At 47.2% G+C, this 381-nt stretch carries 1 protein-coding gene; it reads left to right on the top strand.

Going from position 1 to position 381, the window contains the following annotated elements; all coding sequences use genetic code 11:
• Window positions 1-224 (top strand): PTS sugar transporter subunit IIB (locus lacNas_RS11305; RefSeq protein WP_201331783.1); only part of this gene is annotated, 224 nt, incomplete at its 5' end.
• Window positions 225-381: the final 157 nt, after the last annotated feature.

Genomic DNA, 381 nt, shown 5'->3' with positions numbered 1-381 from the left:
ACTACGAGATTTTTGCCTGTCCAGCAGCTGAAGCTGACTCCAACCTGGAAAACAAGGAAATCTCCTGTGTCCTGCTTGGGCCGCAGGTAAGCTACATGCTGGGAGACTTCCAAAAGAAGGTTGAAGGCACTGACGTTCCAGTCGCCGTCATCGACATGGCCGCTTATGGCATGATGGACGGGGAAAAGGTAGTTCAACAAGCTGCCAAGGTAATGAGCAAGTAAACAGCTTTTACGTTTGTAAATCGAGGAAAAAGTGATGAGTACAGAAACTACAAAGCAGGGCGGATTCAGTGCTTTTGTCAATCAAAAGATTCTGCCACCAATCATGAAATTTGTTAACACGAAGGCGGTCAAGGCCATTCAAGACGGGATGGTCTAC

Source organism: Lactobacillus nasalidis, assembly GCF_016587775.1.
GTDB lineage: Bacteria > Bacillota > Bacilli > Lactobacillales > Lactobacillaceae > Lactobacillus > Lactobacillus nasalidis.
Note: the sequence above shows the minus strand (reverse complement) of the source record. Positions and strands in the feature narration are given on the sequence as shown.